The 15,708-nt window shown below is 62.4% G+C and carries 14 protein-coding genes, 1 tRNA gene and 1 pseudogene; 11 read left to right on the plus strand and 5 right to left on the minus strand.

Going from position 1 to position 15,708, the window contains the following annotated elements:
• The first annotated feature begins 40 nt into the window (after positions 1 to 40).
• Complete coding sequence (locus tag K3146_RS08460; protein ID WP_221545823.1) at positions 41 to 835, plus strand: SDR family oxidoreductase; 795 nt, start codon at positions 41 to 43, stop codon at positions 833 to 835.
• Between the two features lie 73 nt (positions 836 to 908).
• Complete coding sequence (locus K3146_RS08465; RefSeq protein WP_221545824.1) at positions 909 to 2,165, plus strand: glycosyltransferase family 87 protein; 1,257 nt, start codon at positions 909 to 911, stop codon at positions 2,163 to 2,165.
• Here K3146_RS08465 and K3146_RS08470 read toward each other — a convergent pair.
• Together K3146_RS08470 and K3146_RS08475 are read right to left on the minus strand one after the other, a co-directional pair.
• Positions 2,140 to 2,541 carry a GtrA family protein gene (locus tag K3146_RS08470; RefSeq protein ID WP_221545825.1) on the minus strand — a complete coding sequence of 134 codons (402 nt, stop codon included), beginning with the start codon at positions 2,539 to 2,541 and terminating at the stop codon, positions 2,140 to 2,142. The two genes, K3146_RS08465 and K3146_RS08470, sit on opposite strands and share 26 nt — an antisense overlap.
• 152 nt (positions 2,542 to 2,693) lie before the next feature.
• Positions 2,694 to 2,767 (minus strand) — tRNA-Gly (locus K3146_RS08475).
• A 118-nt stretch (positions 2,768 to 2,885) separates the two neighbouring features.
• Between K3146_RS08475 and K3146_RS08480 the strand changes: the two genes are divergently transcribed.
• The 9 genes and pseudogenes from K3146_RS08480 to mmsB form a co-directional block, all read left to right on the plus strand.
• Positions 2,886 to 3,959, plus strand: a complete 1,074-nt coding sequence (locus tag K3146_RS08480; RefSeq protein ID WP_221545826.1) for a PLP-dependent cysteine synthase family protein — start codon at positions 2,886 to 2,888, stop codon at positions 3,957 to 3,959.
• Between the two features lie 26 nt (positions 3,960 to 3,985).
• A complete protein-coding gene (locus tag K3146_RS08485; RefSeq protein ID WP_221545827.1) occupies positions 3,986 to 5,200 on the plus strand; it encodes a DUF819 family protein in 1,215 nt (404 codons plus the stop codon).
• Between the two features lie 88 nt (positions 5,201 to 5,288).
• A complete protein-coding gene (locus K3146_RS08490; protein ID WP_221545828.1) occupies positions 5,289 to 6,782 on the plus strand; it encodes a CoA-acylating methylmalonate-semialdehyde dehydrogenase in 1,494 nt (497 codons plus the stop codon).
• Between the two features lie 5 nt (positions 6,783 to 6,787).
• Positions 6,788 to 7,087, plus strand: coding sequence for an I78 family peptidase inhibitor (locus K3146_RS08495; RefSeq protein WP_247711130.1), 300 nt, complete (start codon positions 6,788 to 6,790; stop codon positions 7,085 to 7,087).
• Positions 7,084 to 7,473 (plus strand): RidA family protein, encoded by a 390-nt coding sequence (locus K3146_RS08500; protein WP_221545829.1) that lies wholly within the window; start codon positions 7,084 to 7,086, stop codon positions 7,471 to 7,473. The genes K3146_RS08495 and K3146_RS08500 overlap by 4 nt, the downstream gene beginning before the upstream one ends.
• Positions 7,474 to 7,522: 49 nt before the next feature.
• Complete coding sequence (locus K3146_RS08505; protein ID WP_221545830.1) at positions 7,523 to 8,668, plus strand: acyl-CoA dehydrogenase family protein; 1,146 nt, start codon at positions 7,523 to 7,525, stop codon at positions 8,666 to 8,668.
• Between the two features lie 8 nt (positions 8,669 to 8,676).
• Entirely contained in the window at positions 8,677 to 9,732 is a 1,056-nt protein-coding gene (locus K3146_RS08510) for an enoyl-CoA hydratase/isomerase family protein (protein ID WP_221545831.1), read from the plus strand.
• Positions 9,729 to 10,511, plus strand: a complete 783-nt coding sequence (locus K3146_RS08515) for an enoyl-CoA hydratase-related protein (protein ID WP_221545832.1) — start codon at positions 9,729 to 9,731, stop codon at positions 10,509 to 10,511. The genes K3146_RS08510 and K3146_RS08515 overlap by 4 nt, the downstream gene beginning before the upstream one ends.
• 237 nt (positions 10,512 to 10,748) lie before the next feature.
• A pseudogene (gene mmsB / locus K3146_RS08520) lies at positions 10,749 to 11,618 on the plus strand (3-hydroxyisobutyrate dehydrogenase); the annotation flags it as partial.
• Between the two features lie 136 nt (positions 11,619 to 11,754).
• On the opposite strand, the gene K3146_RS08525 reads toward mmsB, so the two are convergent.
• From K3146_RS08525 to gcvPA, 3 genes are read right to left on the minus strand one after another with little or no spacing between them, the layout of a single operon-like run.
• Entirely contained in the window at positions 11,755 to 12,486 is a 732-nt protein-coding gene (locus tag K3146_RS08525) for an Nmad3 family putative nucleotide modification protein (protein WP_221545834.1), read from the minus strand.
• Between the two features lie 17 nt (positions 12,487 to 12,503).
• The gene (gene gcvPB, locus K3146_RS08530) at positions 12,504 to 14,111 is read right to left on the minus strand and encodes an aminomethyl-transferring glycine dehydrogenase subunit GcvPB (protein ID WP_221545835.1); all 1,608 of its coding nucleotides are present in this window, start codon (positions 14,109 to 14,111) and stop codon (positions 12,504 to 12,506) included.
• Positions 14,108 to 15,475 carry an aminomethyl-transferring glycine dehydrogenase subunit GcvPA gene (gene gcvPA / locus K3146_RS08535; RefSeq protein ID WP_221545836.1) on the minus strand — a complete coding sequence of 456 codons (1,368 nt, stop codon included), beginning with the start codon at positions 15,473 to 15,475 and terminating at the stop codon, positions 14,108 to 14,110. Before gcvPA ends, gcvPB begins: the two co-directional genes overlap by 4 nt.
• Positions 15,476 to 15,708 lie beyond the last annotated feature (233 nt).

Genomic DNA, 15,708 nt, shown 5'->3' on the forward strand with positions numbered 1-15,708 from the left:
ATAGCAGGGTGAAGGAGTTATGACAGCGGGGAGAGACGTAATGCAGCTGACCGAAGGCATGGCGGCCGTGGTTACCGGCGGCGCGAGCGGGCTCGGCAAGGCAAGCGCGAAGGCGTTGGCGGACCTGGGCCTCAAGGTGACGATCTTCGACGTGAACGAGGAAGCGGGCGAGGCGCATGCAAGCGACATTGGCGGCACATTCGCAAGGGTCGATATCACCGACGAGCAATCGGTCATCGAAGGCTTCGAGCAGGCTCGCAGTGCCCATGGGCAGGAGCGCGTCACGGTCCATTGTGCCATGACCAGCCGAAGGGGGAAGACGCTGGGCTGGGACAAGGAAGCGGGCGGCTACAAGCGGCTGGCCACCGAAGACTACGCTTTCGGCGCGGAAGGCATCCTGGTCTCCTCCTATCGCATTGCCAGCCACTCCGCACTCGGCATGGCGAACAGCGATCCGCTAAACGACGACGGGGAACGGGGCTGTATCACGCTGACGGCCAGCGTCGCGGCGCAGGATGGCCAGATCGGACAGGTCATCTACGGCAGCTGCAAGGCAGGCGTGAATGGCCTCGTCCTGCCAATGGCGCGTGATCTGATGGACCTCGGCATCCGCGTGAACTCGGTGATGCCGGGAATATTTGCGACGCCCCTGATGCTCGGCATGAAGGATCGCAATCCGCAAATGTGGGACCAGCTCAACGCCAGCGTCCCCTTCCCAAAGCGCCTCGGCGAGCCCGAAGAATTCGCCTCGCTTATCTGCGAAATCGCGCGCAACAGCTACATCAACGGCCACAAGTTCCGGCTGGACGGGGCAATCAGGATGCCGCCGAAGTAGCTTCTCCGGGCGTCCTGTCCGGATTCAGGACTTTCGCGGGTCCTCGCTTGCGATCGCCCCTTGAGATATTGCAATGCCGGTCGAAACCGGGGGACAGGCGATCATGAACGATACCAGCGCTGCCGTACCGTGGTGGTTCAGGGCCGCCAACGCAACAGCCCCTGTCGCCGCGCTTGTGGGCCTCGCGGCTTTCTCGGCAGTAGTATTTTTCGGTTTCGGGAAGCCGCCCGGAACCTGGATGAGCGACTTCGTCTGGTTCTTCGCAGGGGGCGAATGTTTCGAGAGCGGCAGCCATATGTACGCGCAGAGATGTGTCGCACCTATCGTTGAGGCTACCGGTTGGGGCGAGGTATCGACCGGCTTGTCCTATCCACCGCAGTTCGCACCCTTCGCGATGATCATGTCTGCGGCGCCGCTCGAAGTCGGTAAATGGATATTCTATTTGGCTGGCATTCTTGCCGCTTGCGCGACCTTGTGGCTGGTCATCAAGACCGAACGTCGCACGCGCGGATCGAACTCCGACCAAACCTTGAACCACTACTGGGCTGTCCTGCTGGTTCTCGGGGCTTCAGGGGTATTGGCGTCGATCTGGATCGGGCAGCTGACCCTGCTCCTTGTTCCGCTGTTCTGGCTGGTATTCGGCTTGGTCAAGAACGAGCGGTTCGTATTGGCGGGGCTCGCCCTCGCGGTAATCTCGATCAAACCACAGGTCGCCGTTCTCCTGTTCTTCTGGCTCCTGATCCATGGTCGCTGGAAAGAACTGGCGAGCGCATCGGCTTGGGCACTCCTTCTGAGCGTTGCCTCATTCGCCAGACTGGGACCGGTCGAATCCCTGCTCGCCTGGATCGAAAGCCTGACCAGCTACCAGAACTATTCGATGAATGTACTCGGTAGCGGGCAGATCATGGGCCTGCCTAGCATGTTGGCAGTGGGGGGAATTGAGTTCCCCGTCATTGCGGCTACCGGCTTGGGAGCTGTCCTGCTCATCATCCTGCGCCTGCGCGGCAATATCGATCCCTTCGGTCCCATGGCGCTCGCGACGATATTGAGCCTTCAGATGCTCGTCTTCTCGCGCTCTTACGATATTGCCCTGCTGGCCCCGGCGGTCGCATTGCTCTGGCCGACCAATCGCTCGTCTATCGGCCAAGCCATATTGTTCTTCGGCGTGTTGGTCCTTTTCTGCATGCCACAGAAGCTGGGCATGGCATTCCTGCCAACCGCTTTCGACGCGCATTTCAGGACGTTGCTCTTCCTGGCGCTCGCTGCAATTTTCAGCTGGTGCGCATGGAACGGCCGCGAACGGTTTACGAGAACGTCCAGTAGCGGTTGAGGATAAAGGTGACGACCGGCGTCACGCAGAACACGGGAATGAGCGGAACCCAGGGGGCAAGCCCCAGCCAAGGCCCTGCGATGACCCAGACGAAGGTCGTGTTGAGCAGGAAGCCTACCAGCGTCACCACCACGAATTTCGCCCCGCTCGATGCATAATTCGATCGCGGTCCGGTTTCGCGGAAAGTCCAGAAACGATGGGTTATGAAACCGACCACCATCGAGATTGCGTAGGCCGAGAAATGCGAAGGCATGACCTCAAGGCCGGTAGACACCAGCCCGAGATAGATCGCCGAATAGACGGCGGTCACGAACAGTCCGCCGAACCCGAAGCGGACAAACTGCACAAGCGTCAGCGATGATAGGGGTAGTTTCATCCCATTCCACCAAGAACCGCGGCATCACTCCTGCCGCCGGCAAAAACACGCATTGGACATCAATGCGTTTTCCGTCGGCAACAGCGCCATAGCAAGGAATGCTTTAAGATATTCCCTTGCTCCCGGAAAGCAGCGCCTCAACGGGTGGGAATTGGAGCGGGTGAAGGGAATCGAACCCTCGTCGTCAGCTTGGGAAGCTGCTGCTCTACCATTGAGCTACACCCGCGAAATCGGCGCGGCGCTTGCCATGGATGGCGCTGGCCGGTCAACACAATCCCGCGGTGCCCGCGGAAAACACGCTCTGGTGGACTTTCGCAAGCTGCAAGGGGCGCTACAAGGTGCCAATGACGGAGAGGCGCAAGTGGGTTAACTGGGCGGTCGGACGGATCGAGGCGGATTTCAACCGATCCGCGGATACGCATCTGATCCCGCTGCCCGTGCCCGCGCTCCCCGATATCGCGATCTACCTCAAGGACGAATCCAGCCACCCGACCGGCAGCCTCAAGCACAGGCTGGCGAGATCGCTGTTCCTATACGGCCTTTGCAATGGCTGGATTTGCGAGGATACAACGATCGTCGAAGCCTCCAGCGGATCGACCGCTGTTTCCGAAGCCTATTTCGCGCGCATGCTGGGCCTGCGCTTCATAGCGGTAGTCCCGCGAGCGACCGCGCAGGCCAAGATCGATGCGATCGCCTTCCAAGGCGGCGAATGCCATTTCATCGACGATCCGGGCGAGATGTACGGCGTCGCCCAATCGCTCGCCGATGAGCTGGGGGGCCATTACATCGACCAGTTCACCTTCGCCGAACGGGCGACCGATTGGCGCAGCAACAACAATATCGCCGAATCCATCTTCACCCAGTTGGCGCGCGAGCCACACCCGGTTCCGCGATGGATCGTTTGCGGCGCCGGCACGGGCGGGACCTCGGCGACGATCGGGCGCTTTGCCCGCTACAACCGGCATGACACACGCATATGCGTTGCCGATCCGGAAGGTTCGGTCTTCCATCGCCATTGGGCCGATCGCTCGGTGGAGCGGGTCGATCATTCCGCAGGTTGTATCGAGGGGATCGGTCGCCAGCGCGTCGAGCCCAGTTTCCTGCCTGATGTCGTCGACCGGATGGAGGCTGTGCCCGACGCCTGCTCCATCGCTGCCGCGCATGAGGTCAGTGCAAGGCTCGGTCGGCGCTGCGGCGGATCGACCGGGACTAATGTCTGGGCCTGCGCCAAGATCGCAGCGGAAATGGCCGAGCGCGGCTTGAAAGGCTCCATCGTCTCGATCCTGTGCGACGACGGGGCGCGCTATAGCGATACGATCTTCGATGATGGCTGGCTCGAAACCAAGGGCTTCGATATCACGGCCGAACGCAAGAAGATCGCGCATTTCTTCGACACCGGCACATTCGCGGCCGGCTGATCCCGAAACGGGGGAGTACAAGCACCATGATCACTGACGATCGCATCATCCTCGGACTTCTCGCTGCACTGCTCGCCTTCGTGTTCGCCACGCGCGACCGGCCGGGCTGGAAGAAGTTCTACGTCTTCGTGCCCATCATCCTCGTCTGCTATCTCGTGCCCTCGCTCTTCGTGACAACCGGACTGGTCGATGCGAGCGAGAGCCAGCTCTGGCCCATCGCCAAGGACTATTTCCTGCCCGCCGCGCTGTTCCTGATGACGCTCAGTATCGACATCAAGGGAATCCTCGGCCTGGGCAACAAGGCGATTATCATGTTCCTGACAGCGACGGTCGGGATCATCCTCGGCGGGCCGCTCGCCCTCTGGATCGTCGCGCAGTTCGAGCCATCCATCATCGGCTCGGGCGATACCGCCGCGTGGCGCGGGCTGGCGACGCTCGCAGGAAGCTGGATTGGCGGCGGGGCAAACCAGACCGCCATGCTCGAAGTCTACGGCTATCCACTCGAAGGTTTTGCCGCCCTGCTCGCGGTCGATATCATCGTCGCCGAGATTTGGATGATCTTTCTTCTGTATGGCGCAGGCGCGCACGAGCGCGTCGACAAATGGCTCGGCGCGGACAGTTCTTCCATCGAGAAACTGCGCGACAGCATGGCGGACTATACCGCGCGTACGGAGCGGGTTGCCTCGGCCAATGACTATATCCTGCTGTTCGGCGCGGCCTTCGCGGTCGTGGGAATATCGCACCTTGTCGGTGGCTGGCTGGGCAATTTCTTTGCCGAGCTTCAAGGCGAGGAAGCGACGCTGGCGAGCGAGTTTTTCTGGGTCGTGGTGATCTCCACCACTGCAGGCCTGCTCGCCAGCTTCACCCGCGCCCGCGAACTGGAAGGCGTCGGCGCGAGCAAGTTCGGCGTGCTCTTCATCTTCCTGCTGGTCGCTATCATCGGCACGCGAATGGACGTGACCAAGATCATGGACGCCCCCGCCTTAATGGCGATCGGCGCGATCTGGATGCTGTTCCACATCGTCCTCTTGCTGGTGGTCGCCAAGCTCATCAAGGCACCGTTTTTCTTCGTTGCGGTGGGCAGCAAGGCCAATGTCGGCGGGGCGGCCTCAGCACCCGTCGTGGCGGGGGCATTCCACCCCGCGCTGGCGCCTGTCGGCGTGCTTTTGGCGGTGCTAGGCTATGCGCTCGGCACCTATGGCGCGATATTGTGCGCGCAAATGATGGCAAGTGTTGGCTAGCCTCCCAGCCAAAGGTTTCATCTGAAACCGGTTGATTTCGGAGCCTCCGCTTGCCACAGCCGTTGGCAAGAAAAGAGAGGATTCTCCCATGCGCCAGGTTGACCATTTCATAGTCGGCGACAGCCCCGCCGCGACCCGCAAGCACAAGATTTGGAACCCGTCGACGGGCGAAGTGCAGGCGGAGGTCGCCTTGGGTGACGCAGCCCTACTCCAGCGGGCGGTCGATGCAGCGAAGAAGGTCCAGCCCGGTTGGGCGGCGACCAATCCCCAGAAGCGCGCCCGCGTGATGTTTGAATACAAACGTCTCGTCGAAGCGAACAAGCAGGAACTGGCCGAACTGCTGTCGAGCGAGCACGGCAAGGTCGTCGAAGATGCGCATGGCGACGTACAGCGTGGCCTTGAAGTCATCGAATTCGCCTGCGGCATCCCGCAAGCGCTGAAGGGCGAGTACACGCAAGGCGCAGGTCCGGGCATCGATGTCTATTCGATGCGCCAGCCGCTCGGCATCGGTGCTGGCATCACGCCGTTCAACTTCCCCGCCATGATCCCGATGTGGATGTTCGGCATGGCTATCGCTTGCGGCAACGCTTTCATCCTGAAGCCTTCCGAGCGCGATCCCAGCGTGCCGGTCCGTCTTGCCGAACTGATGCTGGAAGCGGGTGCGCCCGAGGGGCTGCTGCAGGTCGTCCATGGTGACAAGGAAATGGTCGATGCCATCCTCGACCACCCCGATATCCCGGCGATCAGCTTCGTCGGCTCCAGCGACATTGCGCAGTATATCTATTCGCGCGGCGCGGCGAATGCGAAGCGCGTGCAGGCCTTTGGTGGCGCAAAGAACCATGGCATCGTCATGCCCGACGCCGATCTCGACCAGGTCGTCAACGATCTTGCCGGTGCCGCTTTCGGCTCGGCCGGCGAGCGCTGCATGGCGCTGCCCGTCGTCGTCCCGGTGGGCGAGGACACGGCAGACAAGCTGCGCGCAAAACTGATCCCCGCGATCAACGCGCTGCGCGTTGGCGTCTCCAACGATCCCGATGCGCATTACGGCCCGGTAGTCACTCCCGAGCACAAGGCGCGCGTCGAAGGCTGGATCGACACAGCCGAGAAGGAAGGCGCCGAAGTCGTCATCGACGGCCGCGGCTTCTCGCTTCAGGGCCACGAAAAGGGCTTCTTCGTCGGCCCGACGCTGCTCGACCGTGTCACCACGGACATGGAAAGCTACAAGGAAGAGATCTTCGGCCCCGTGCTCCAGATCGTGCGCGCCAAGGATTTCGAAGACGCTGTGCGCCTGCCGAGCGAACACCAGTACGGCAACGGCGTCGCCATCTTCACACGCAACGGCCACGCCGCGCGCGAATTCGCGAGCCGCGTCAATGTCGGCATGGTCGGCATCAATGTGCCGATTCCCGTGCCCGTCAGCTACCACAGCTTCGGCGGCTGGAAACGTTCGGGCTTCGGCGACATCGACCAGTACGGCATGGAAGGCCTCAAGTTCTGGACCAAGGCCAAGAAGGTCACCCAGCGCTGGCCCGATGGCGGCGGTGACGGGTCGAACGCCTTCGTCATCCCAACGATGGGGTGATGCCCATGCGCACGCTTCTTCTGATCCCCGCGCTCTTGACAGCTTCCTGCATGGCAAATTCACCACCCGTCGGTGGAATGGACGCACCCGATGCACCGCCAGCCGCCTGTTCTGCGCGTGATGTCGACCGGTTTGTCGGCCTAAAGGCATCTCAATCGCTCGGACGCGATATCCTCGAGGCCACCAACGCTCGCGAACTGCGTTGGGGCGGACCCGACACGGCCTTCACCATGGATTACCGAGAGGGCCGGGTGAACGTGATCTACGATGCGGATGGCGTCGTCACGCGGATCTACTGCGGGTGACTTCCCGCCAGCACACCACCAGCGGCTCGCCCTTCGAGGAGCAGTTCGGTTTCTGCCGCGCCGTGCGTGACGGCAACCGCATCATCGTAGCCGGCACCGGGCCTATCGAGGACGACGGCTCGAGCACCAAGGGCGATGCTGCCGCACAGGCCGCGCGCTGTTTCACGCTGATCCTCCGTGCCATCGAACAGCTTGGAGGCAAGGCTTCGGACATAGTTCGCACCCGCATGTTTCTTACCGACTTCGACGACCAGTCAGCCGTCGGCGAGGTCCACGCGCGTTTCTTCGGCGATGCGAAACCCGCCGCAACAATGGTCGGCGTCTCGTGGCTTTGCCGCAAGGAATGGAAAGTAGAAATCGAAGCCGAGGCAATCGTTCAGGGCTAGGGTCTCCGGCCCCTTCCCTTGCCCACGCGAGAGGGCTAGAGGCGAGCCCATGACAGGACAATTCCAGCTTACCGAAGAGCAGCTGCAGATCCAGGAAATGGCGCAGCGCTTCACCGCCGACAACATCACGCCGCACGCTGCGGAATGGGATGAAAAGTCGCATTTCCCGCGCGACGTCATCAAGCAGAGCGCCGAACTCGGCTTCGGGGCGATTTACGTCTCGGAAGAGAGCGGCGGTATTGGCCTCGGCCGGCTCGAAGCCGCGCTGATCATGGAAGCGATGGCCTATGGTTGCCCGGCGACCAGCGCCTATATCTCGATCCACAATATGGCTGCATGGATGATCGACCAGTTCGGCGGCGTCGAGGTGAAGGAGAAATACCTCCCTGACCTCGTCACCATGGAGAAAATCGCCAGCTATGCGCTGACCGAGCCGGGCAGTGGCTCGGACGCTGCGGGGCTGAAGACCAGCGCGAAGCTCGACGGCGACCATTACGTGCTCAACGGCACCAAGCAGTTCATTTCGGGTGGCGGCTTCAACGATGTCTACGTCACCATGGTCCGCACCTCCGACCACAAGACGAAAGGCATCACCTGCCTCGTTATCGACAAGGACACGCCGGGCATCTCCTTCGGCAAGCCGGAGAAGAAATTGGGCTGGAACGCTTCGCCCACCGCGCAGGTGATCTTCGAAGATGCCCGCGTGCCGGTTGCCAATCGCGTGGGCGATGAAGGCGAAGGCTTCCGCTTCGCGATGATGGGCCTCGACGGCGGCCGCCTCAACATCGGCGCCTGCTCACTCGGCGGGGCGCAGCGTTGCCTCGACGAGGCGGTGGCCTACACCAAGGATCGCAAGCAGTTCGATACGCCCATCGCCGACTTTCAGAACACGCAGTTCATGCTCGCCGACATGGCGACCGACCTCGAGGCGGCGCGTGCGCTGCTCTATCTCGCCGCGGCGAAAGTCACCGATGGCGCGCCCGATAAGAGCAAGTTCTCCGCCATGGCCAAGCGCCTCGCGACCGACAGCGGCAGCAAGATCGTCAACGACGCGCTGCAGCTCTTCGGCGGCTACGGCTACTTGCGTGAATATCCCATCGAGCGGTTCTGGCGAGACCTGCGAGTGCACTCGATCCTCGAAGGCACGAACCAGGTCATGCGCATGATCGTGGGCCGCGACCTCTTGCGCCAGTGAGCACGGACATGACCGACGACATCCTCATCCATACCCATGGCCGGGTCGGCCATATCTCGCTCAACCGTCCCAAGGCGCTGCATGCGCTGACGCTCGACATGTGCCATGCGATGAGCAAGGCACTTACCGAGTGGGCCAATGAAGACGCCATCGAGGCGGTAATCCTCGACCATTCGGAGGGTCGCGGTTTTTGCGCGGGCGGCGACATCAACCTGCTACGCCACTCGGCGCTGAACGACGGCGGCGAAAGCGGTCGCAAGTTCTTCCACGACGAGTACCAGCTCAACCACCAGATGATGACCTATGACAAGCCCATCGTGGCCTTCATGGACGGCATCACAATGGGCGGCGGTGTCGGCATTGCCTTGCCCTGCAAATTTCGCGTCGCGACCGAGAACACGCGCTTCGCCATGCCCGAAACGGGCATTGGCCTGTTCCCGGATGTGGGCGGCGGCTGGCACCTCTCACGCCTCGGCGGGCGGCTCGGCCAGTTCCTCGCGTTGACTGGTGCGCGGCTCGATGGGGCAGAATGTCTGTGGGCGGGCATCGCGACGCATTACGTGCCGAGCGAGATGCTCGCCGACGTCAAGGCTCGTATCATCGAAAAGCCCGACCGCATCCGCGGCATTTTGTCCGAACCCGTCGGCACGCCGCCCAAAGCGCGGATCGAAGGTAATGCCGACAGGATCGCCCGTCACTTCACCTCCGATCGCTACGAAGACATTCTCGCCAGCCTCGAAAAGGCGGCCGAGGACGGCGATGAGTGGGCGCAGAAGGAACGCGACACGCTAAACACCAAGAGCCCGCAGACCTGCAAAGTGGCGCTTCGCCAGCTGGCGACGAGCAAGGAACTCGGTAGCTTCGCCGACAACATGGTGATGGAATACCGCATCGCCAGCCGTGTGCTGACCCGCCCCGACTTCGCCGAGGGCGTGCGCGCGGTAATCGTCGACAAAACCAACGACCCCAAATGGGAACCGGCAACGCCCGAGGGCGTGAGCGAGGAACTGCTCGACAGCATCTTCGCCCCGCTTCCCACCGATGAGGAATGGAAACCGCTATGACTTACGAAACCATCACCGTCGAACAGCGAGACGCGGTTACGCTGATTACGCTCAACCGTCCGCAGGCTCTGAACGCCCTCAACTCGAAGGTGCTCGAAGAACTGATCGAGGCTTTCGCTGCCTACCAAGCCGATAGCAGCCAGCTATGCGCAGTCCTGACCGGTTCGGGCGACAAGGCCTTTGCAGCGGGCGCCGACATCAAGGAGATGAGCGAGAAGGAAGCGGCCGACTTCTACCTCGAGGATTTCTTCGCGCCCTGGACCAGCGAGATCGTCAAGAAGACCCGCAAGCCGTGGATCGCAGCTGTCAACGGCTTCGCGCTCGGCGGCGGGTGCGAGCTGGCCATGATGGCCGACTTTATCATCGCTTCGGAAAACGCCAAGTTCGGCCAGCCCGAAATCAAGCTCGGAGTGGCACCCGGCATGGGCGGGTCGCAGCGCCTGACCAAGGCGATCGGTAAGTCGAAGGCCATGGAGATGTGTCTCACCGGCCGCATGATGGGTGCCGAGGAAGCCGAACGCAGCAATCTCGTCGCGCGTGTCGTGCCGCATGACGATCTGCTCGAAGAAACGATGAAGACTGCCGCGCAGATCGCCGCGATGCCGCCGATGGCCTCCATCGCGAACAAGGAAATGGTCAACGCCGCCTTCGAAACCAGCCTCGACCAGGGGCTGATCATCGAGCGCCGCATCTTCCAGATCCTGACCGCGAGCGACGACAAGAAAGAAGGCATGGCCGCCTTCGTTGAAAAACGTGAGGGCAAGTGGAAGGGGCGGTGAGTCGATTGACAGCCTCTGTGAAGATCGCGCTGTTCCTCATCGCGCTTCACTTCAGCGCGATGGCCTTCGCTTGGATCGCCAAACCAGAATACGATGGAGGCGATTTCAGCGCTCTCATCCTTTGGGTATACATCAGCCACATTTTCCTGATTGTCGGAGGGGCCATCTTTCTATTCCACCTTATTCGATGGTTCGTGACTAGAAAGAACGACGGCCTTTAGCCGTGGAGAGGAAACCAATATGAAAATCGCCTTCATCGGCCTTGGCAACATGGGCGGCGGGATGGCCGCCAACCTCGTGAAGGTGGGGCACGAAGTGAACGCTTTCGACCTAAGCGAAGAGGCGCTTGCGACTGCCAAGACTAACGGCTGCGCGACCTTCACCGATGCGGCGGAGGCCGTGCAGGGCGTCGATGGCGTGGTGACCATGCTCCCCAATGGTGGAATCGTGAAATCGGTCTACCAAGCCAGCGTGATCGGCAAGGCACCCGAAGGTGCTGTGCTGCTCGACTGCTCGACCATCGATGTCGCCACCGCCAAGGACGTTATCGCCAAGGCCGAAGCCTCCGGTTACGACATGGTCGATGCTCCGGTCTCGGGCGGGATCGCGGCGGCCAACGGCGGGACGCTGACCTTCATGGTCGGCGGCACCGACAAGGCCTTCAAGCGCGCCGAGGGAGTGCTGGAAGCCATGGGCAAGGCCGTGATCCATTCGGGCGATGCAGGCGCGGGCCAGACCGCCAAGATCTGCAACAACATGCTGCTCGCCATCACCATGATTGGCACGACCGAGGCGATGAAGATGGCCGAGAAGCTCGGCCTCGACCCGCAGAAGTTCTACGAGATCAGCTCGCAGTCGTCGGGCTATTGCTGGCCGCTCAATGCCTACACGCCGATGCCCGGGGTTGGCGTCGAAAGCCCTGCAGACAAGGACTACCAGGGCGGCTTTGCCACGGCGCTGATGCTCAAGGACCTGCGCCTCGCTATGGAGGCTGCGGACAGCGTCGACGCGAAGACCGCGCTTGGCCGTCACGCGACCGAAATCTACGAAGCCTTTGCCGAAGAGAATGGCGGGCTCGACTTCTCGGCGGTGATCAAGACGCTGTGATGGATATGAGGTGGTACCGCGCAGCTGCCCGGTAGGGCGACTGGCCGAAAGGCTCGAAGGCAACAACGCGATACCGTGGACTGTTCTGACTCGCGAAGATTAAAAAATCCAGCCACAAATCTTGGATTTTCCTGAATTATTTCCGCAATGCCGCGAGAGTTTGCGCCAGCCATTCCCTCGGGTGGCGGCGCGATCCGATATCCGCCACGAACTCTTGCCCTCGCGCAACGCTTCGCAATCTGCTGCCGGAAAGCCAGCGATCTGGGCGGTCGTGATAGCTAAGGCCGCCTCTCCTCAGCCAGCCTGGACGGCGCCAGAGACTCGGTGGGCCGCCCGGAACGGTGAGCCGGAGGCTTTTCGGGGCGCGTGACGCCGCAAGTCCTGAGCCGATATAGAGGCAATCGTTGGTCCCGTGCATTTGCAGGGCATGCGGGTGGCCAAGATCGCGAAAGCCATCTCGTTCAGGCCCGGCGCAGCTATCGAGATGCACCACTCGCTCGATCTCGAGACAGCCAAAGATCCGGTGATGCGGTTCGCCGCTTTCTTCCTCACGGAACAGACCGAAGAAGAGGAAGACGTCCCCAACCCCGACACCCTGATTGGCCAGATGTGTTTGCGCCGCGCCTACCTGTCCAAACACGCAGGTGCCGTCGTCCAGGAACATCGGGTCGTGATGGCAAGGGTCATTCTCTCCGAGCCTCCCGCGACTGGCGACAGCCGCGTGATCGCCGAGGCCCAGGTCGCCGTAAGTGGTCCGCGAAGCAACGCCAGCCGGAATCGGCAGGCTGATCGGCTTGCCGTCCACGATCGGAGACGCGCCGCCGCCTGCCGCGCTGTCGAAGCCCTTGCGGCTGAAGACGATCTTCATGTCCGCATGAGGCAGGCTTACCGCCCGCCCTGCTCGCTCATCGTCGGCGTGCCACCGGGAGGGTTCGGCTCTTCCCAGGCGAGGATCGGTTTGCGGGCTGCCAGCGTCTCGTCGAGCCTGCGGCGCGGCGCGTAGTGCGGCGCGGTCTTGAGTCTCTCGTCCCCCGCCCGCGCCCGCTCTGCCACGCTGCGCAGGGCGCCGATGAACTGGTCCAGCGCCGCCTTGCTCTCGGTCTCGGTCGGTTCAACCAGCATCGCGCCATGCACCACCAGCGGGAAGTACATGGTCATGGGATGGTAGCCCTCGTCGATAAGCGCCTTGGCGAGGTCGAGCGTCGAGATGTCCTCGGCAAAGCCCTTATCGCTGAACAGCGCCTCATGCATGCAGGGCCCGCTGTGGCCGAAAGGCGCATCGAGCACATCTTCGAGGCTGCGCAGGATGTAGTTGGCGTTGAGCACCGCGTCTTCTGCCACCTGCCGCAGACCATCCGCGCCATGGCTGAGGATATAGGTCAGCGCGCGGGTGAACATGCCCATCTGCCCGTGGAACGCCGTCATGCGGCCGAAGGCCTTTGTGTGCTCGAACTCGCCCGCGTTCTCTTCCTCGACGAGATGCACCTCGCCGTCCTTGCCGCGCACCACGTAAGGAAGCGGACCATAGGGTGCGAGCGCTTCGGACAGCACCACCGGACCAGAACCCGGACCGCCACCGCCATGCGGGGTTGAGAAGGTCTTGTGGAGGTTGATGTGCATCGCATCGACGCCGAGGTCGCCGGGCCGGACCTTGCCGACAATGGCGTTGAAGTTCGCACCGTCGCAATAGACGAAGCCGCCCGCTGCGTGGACCGCGTCGGAGATTTCCTTGAGGTCGCGCTCGAACAGGCCGAGCGTCGAGGGGTTGGTGATCATCACGCCTGCGACATCGGGGCCAAGACGCGACTTGAGTGCATCGAGGTCGACGCGGCCATCGCTGTTGGCGGGGATGTCCTCGATCTTGTATCCGGCGAAGGCGGCAGTGGCGGGGTTGGTGCCATGCGCGCTTTCGGGCACGAGGATGACTTCGCGCGCATCGCCGCGTGCTTCGAGAGCGGCGCGGATGCAGAGGATGCCGCATAACTCGCCATGCGCGCCCGCCTTGGGGCTCATCGCGACGCCGTGCATGCCGGTGAGGTCGATTAGCCAGTTGGCAAGTTCGTTCACGACTTCGAGCGCGCCCTTGACCGTGTCGACAGGCTGCAACGGGTGCACGTCGGCAAAGCCGGGCATCCGCGCGACCTTCTCGTTGAGGCGCGGGTTGTGCTTCATCGTGCACGAACCGAGCGGGAAGAGGCCGAGGTCGATGGCATAGTTCTGGCGGGAAAGGCGCGTGTAGTGACGCACGGTTTCCGGTTCGGAGAGGCCGGGCAGGCCGATGGTCTCGGAACGGTCGAGGCCGCCGAGGCGGTCCGCGCCGCCCGATGGCTCGGGCAGGTCCACGCCGGTCGTCTCGATCGTGCCGATTTCGAAGATCAGCGGCTCCTCGAGCATCAGTGCGCGATTGCCGGTGACGGTGTCGGGGCCGCTCATCGCATTGTGGTCCTGAACAGGGCTGCCGGGCTTCCAGCCGGACTGGTTCGGAGTGCTCATGCCAGCACCTCCTTCAGCGCGGAGACGAGGGTTTCGATGTCCTCCTCGGTGGTGGTCTCGGTGACCGCGACAATGAGGCCATCGGCCAGTTCATCATGCTCCGGGAAGAGGCGACCGAGCGACACGCCGGCGAGCACATTGTCCTTGGCCAGCTTGCGGACCACGGCGCGGGCATCGGTGCCGAGGCGGATGGTGAACTCGTTGAAGAAGCTGTCGTTGAGCACCGAGACACCCCGCACTTCGGCCAATCTGTCGGCGGCAAGGCAGGCGAGGCGATGGTTCTCCGCCGCTAGCTGGCGCAGGCCCTTCTCGCCCAGCAGCGTCATGTGGACGCTGAACGCCAGCGCGCAGAGGCCCGAGTTGGTGCAGATGTTTGAAGTCGCCTTCTCGCGGCGGATATGCTGCTCGCGGGTCGAGAGCGTCAGCACGTAGCCGCGCTTGCCTTCCGCATCCTGCGTTTCGCCGCACAGGCGGCCCGGCATCATGCGGACATGCTTGGGGTCGCGCACCGCGAAAAGACCGAGATAGGGTCCGCCGAACTGCAGGCCGACGCCAATCGACTGGCCCTCGCCCACGACGATATCCGCGCCCTGCTCACCCGGCGACTTGATCGCTCCCAGGGCCACCGGCTCGGTGTTGACGACGATCAGCAGGGCGCCTTTTTCATGCGCGGCATCGGCGATCGGCTGGAGGTCGGTCACGCGCCCGAGGATGTCGGGATATTGCACCACCACGCAGCTCGTGTCGCCGTCGATGCGGGAGATTAGTCCGGCAGTGTCGGGAGCTGCTGTCATCGCCGGCTTGGCGTGGGCAATCTCGTCATCAGTGAACTTCGCCATGGTCTTCACGACCTCGGCATAATGCGGGTGCAGCGCGCCCGAGAGCACGACCTTGCGCTTCTTGCCGCGGGCGATGCGGCTCGCCATTGCAACCGCTTCCCAGCAAGCGGTCGAGCCGTCGTACATCGAGGCATTGGCCACCGCGCAGCCATAGAGATGTGCAACCTGGCTCTGGAACTCGAACAGCATCTGCAGCGTGCCCTGCGCGATTTCCGGCTGGTAGGGCGTGTAGGCGGTCAGGAACTCGCCGCGCTGGATGATGTGGTCGACGCTCGCCGGGACATGGTGCTTGTACGCCCCCGCGCCGAGGAAAAAGGCCGCATCCGAAGCCGCGAGGTTCTTCTTCGACAGAGTACGCATATGCTTCTCGACTGCCATTTCGCTGGCATGCATCGGCAGGCCTTGGATCGGCCCGTCGAGCCGTGCTTCCTCGGGCACATCGACAAACAGCGCGTCCACATCGGGCGCACCGATTTTCTCAAGCATTGCCGAACGGTCGGCGTCAGTCAGGGGTAGGTAGCGCATTGGAATGTTCAGCTCACTACTGGTTAGTCGGCTCTGCCGAGGAGGATAGGGTTTGCAAGCGCATCCCCTCTGTCCGAACAAAGGGAGATGATGACATCGTATTCTAAGTCGAAGCATCGCCCGGTGAAAACGGCTCGAATTATCACTTTTTGACCATCGAGCGTGGCGACTGACTTGTCGAATTCTGGCGAGGCTCCAATAGCTAATCCATCGTCGCCTTCTGTTATCGCGCA

The organism is Qipengyuania vesicularis (genome assembly GCF_019711415.1).
In the GTDB taxonomy this organism is placed as follows: domain Bacteria; phylum Pseudomonadota; class Alphaproteobacteria; order Sphingomonadales; family Sphingomonadaceae; genus Qipengyuania; species Qipengyuania vesicularis.